This is a genomic window from Synechococcus sp. R55.8 (assembly GCF_047461895.1).
Taxonomy (GTDB): Bacteria; Cyanobacteriota; Cyanobacteriia; order Thermostichales; family Thermostichaceae; genus Thermostichus.
The window spans coordinates 1-2267 of record NZ_JANSIB010000164.1; the positions used below are offsets into that span (position 1 = coordinate 1).

3 protein-coding genes are annotated in these 2267 nt (G+C 59.2%); 2 read left to right on the top strand and 1 reads right to left on the bottom strand.

From position 1 onward, the window contains the following. Window positions 1–147: 147 nt before the first annotated feature. Window positions 148–1086 (top strand): alpha/beta fold hydrolase, encoded by a 939-nt coding sequence (locus NW829_RS12090; RefSeq protein WP_414417182.1) that lies wholly within the window; start codon window positions 148–150, stop codon window positions 1084–1086. Between the two features lie 67 nt (window positions 1087–1153). On the opposite strand, the gene NW829_RS12095 is transcribed toward NW829_RS12090, so the two are convergent. Next, window positions 1154–1636 (bottom strand): pyridoxamine 5'-phosphate oxidase family protein, encoded by a 483-nt coding sequence (locus NW829_RS12095; protein ID WP_414417183.1) that lies wholly within the window; start codon window positions 1634–1636, stop codon window positions 1154–1156. A 199-nt stretch (window positions 1637–1835) separates the two neighbouring features. Here NW829_RS12095 and NW829_RS12100 point away from each other — a divergent pair, with 199 nt between their 5' ends. Continuing rightward, on the top strand, window positions 1836–2057 hold the full coding sequence (locus tag NW829_RS12100; RefSeq protein WP_414328818.1) for a high light inducible protein: 222 nt from the start codon (window positions 1836–1838) through the stop codon (window positions 2055–2057). The last annotated feature ends 210 nt before the right edge of the window (window positions 2058–2267 follow it).

Here is a 2267-nt window from a genome sequence, read left to right on the forward strand (position 1 = left end):
ATCCTTGTTCCTCGATTCAAGTGCGCCAACGGGTGGAAGGGGGCCACCCTCCGCCGGTACTCTCAGTTGCCCCGATCACAAGGACTTTGTCCCGCTGTCGCGAACGGTTAGGATCGCAACGCTGACTCAAACCTACACTGCACCCCCATGTTGCCATGCAGCGCCAACGCGAACACAGAGCATCGCTGGCTCTGGCGTGACCAGCCCATTCGCTACCAACAGTCGGGATCCGCAGGCCCAGCCGTGTTGCTCATCCATGGCTTCGGGGCCAGCAGCGACCATTGGCGGAAAAATTTGCCGGAGCTGGGGCAGCACTGTCAGGTGTATGCGATTGATTTGTTGGGGTTTGGGGGATCCGCCAAGCCCCTGCCGGGATCCCCTTTGCCCTACACCTTTGAGACCTGGGGATCCCTGGTGGCCGATTTTGTGCGGGAGGTGATGGGCCAGCCGGCCTACCTGGTGGGCAACTCGATTGGGGGCATCGTGGCTTTGCAGGCGGCGGTTCTGGATCCAGCCCAGGTTTTAGGGGTAGCGATGTTGGATCCCTCGCTGCGGCTATTGCACGAGCGGAAACGGGGCCAGGTCTCCTGGCTGCGCCGCCAGTTTACCCCTTTGCTGCAATCCCTGCTGGGGTGGCCCCCCTTTGGTCGTTTCTTCTTTGCTCAGGTGGCCCAGGCTAGGGCCATTCGCAATATCCTCCTCCAAGCCTACGGGCGCAAAGAAGCGGTTACCGAGGAACTGATCCAGCTTTTGCTCAAACCCGCTTTGGAGCCGGGGGCGGCAGAGGTCTTTTTGGCCTTTGTGCGCTATTCTCAGGGGCCTTTGGCTGAAGATCTCTTGCCTCAGCTCACCTGTCCCGTCTTGATCTTGTGGGGGGAAGCGGATCCCTGGGAACCCATTGCTCTGGGGCGGGCCCTGGCAGAGTTTCCTTGCGTGGTGGGGTTCATCCCATTGCCGGGGGTCGGCCATTGCCCCCAGGATGAAGCCCCCGAGCTGGTCAACCCGCTGCTGTTGGACTGGATCCGGGATCCCACCCGAAAACCTGAGAAAGGACTCCATTCTCTCCCCCCAGAAGAGGGGAGCTAGGAAGCGGCGCAGCAAGAGCTTCCCTGGGCTCAAGGATGGCGCGGGCTGCCCTTGGAATTCTCATAATCTACGCCCGACCAAGGTGCTCCAGTTGATCCAGGTTGGGGCCCCTCAGCCGGAATGCCTGGCCAAACCCCTGGATGAAGCTACCAGTTTTGGGGACGATCTGACAGAAGTGAAAATCCGCCAAACTTAGGATCATCTCGGCAATCTCGTACTTGGCGCGATAAAGGGCCTCAAACCCCTGCGCTTGCGCCTCTTCGCGGCTGAGAAACTGGGCTTCTCCGCTCACCATCACCCGCGACAGGGCATGGTTACTGCGGGGATCCCCTGGCGTAGGCGGCTCGTGGATGAGTAGCGCGGCCCGGGGATCCGCCCGCAAAGCCTGGGTGTGGGCAGAAAGATCGCTGATGACAATGGCAAAGCGCAAGGGATCCCGCTGCACCACAAAAGGCACCAACGACACCGCCGGGGATCCCTGCTCCAGCACCGCCAAGCTGGCCACCGGCTGGCCATCCAGCAGCATATTTAACTGTTCCAGCACCGACATGGTTGTCCTCCAGTCCCCTTGCTATTATCAGCTCCCCTGTACTGGGACAAGAGCCACAACCCTGCTTACAGGCTGTTCCTGGCCTGGTTGAACTCTGCCCGGCAGCTCGGAACATTGGGCGTCAACAACGTTGTAAATAAAACTTTACAATCCTATGCAAAGCGAGCTACGCTGGGAAAGAAAGCACGAGGAGAACCCTATGACCCGATATCGCTCCGTCGTCGTCGAAGAAGGCGGTCGGCTGAACAACTACGCCATCGAGCCGGAAATGTATGTGGACAGCACCCCCCGCGTGGGCTTCACCGACTATGCAGAGCGCTTGAACGGGCGTTTGGCAATGATCGGCTTTGTTGCCCTGATCCTGTTTGAAGCTCTGTCCGGTACCACCCTGCTCGGCTGGCTGCAATCCCTGGGCCGATAAGCCAAAGAATGCTTCCTAGGAAGAGGGCTGTCTCTAATCGCCGATTGACTGTTCGCGATAGTGGGACGGAGTCCTCACTTTGCTGCACAGTTCTCTACAACCTGATGTGCAAACGCTAGGCAGTTGTGCGAGTGTGCAGAGAGCGGGTGGTTAGGTTTATGTTTCTAGACCCCAGCTACCGTTTGAAATGTACCCCAAGCTCTGGGGGAA

What these genes read in the sequence shown, in the direction of transcription:
- NW829_RS12090 (WP_414417182.1), top strand. Translation starts at nt 148, where the DNA reads ATGTTGCCATGCAGCGCCAACGCGAACACAGAGCATCGCTGGCTCTGG.
- NW829_RS12100 (WP_414328818.1), top strand. Translation starts at nt 1,836, where the DNA reads ATGACCCGATATCGCTCCGTCGTCGTCGAAGAAGGCGGTCGGCTGAAC.
- NW829_RS12095 (WP_414417183.1), bottom strand. Translation starts at nt 1,636, where the DNA reads ATGTCGGTGCTGGAACAGTTAAATATGCTGCTGGATGGCCAGCCGGTG.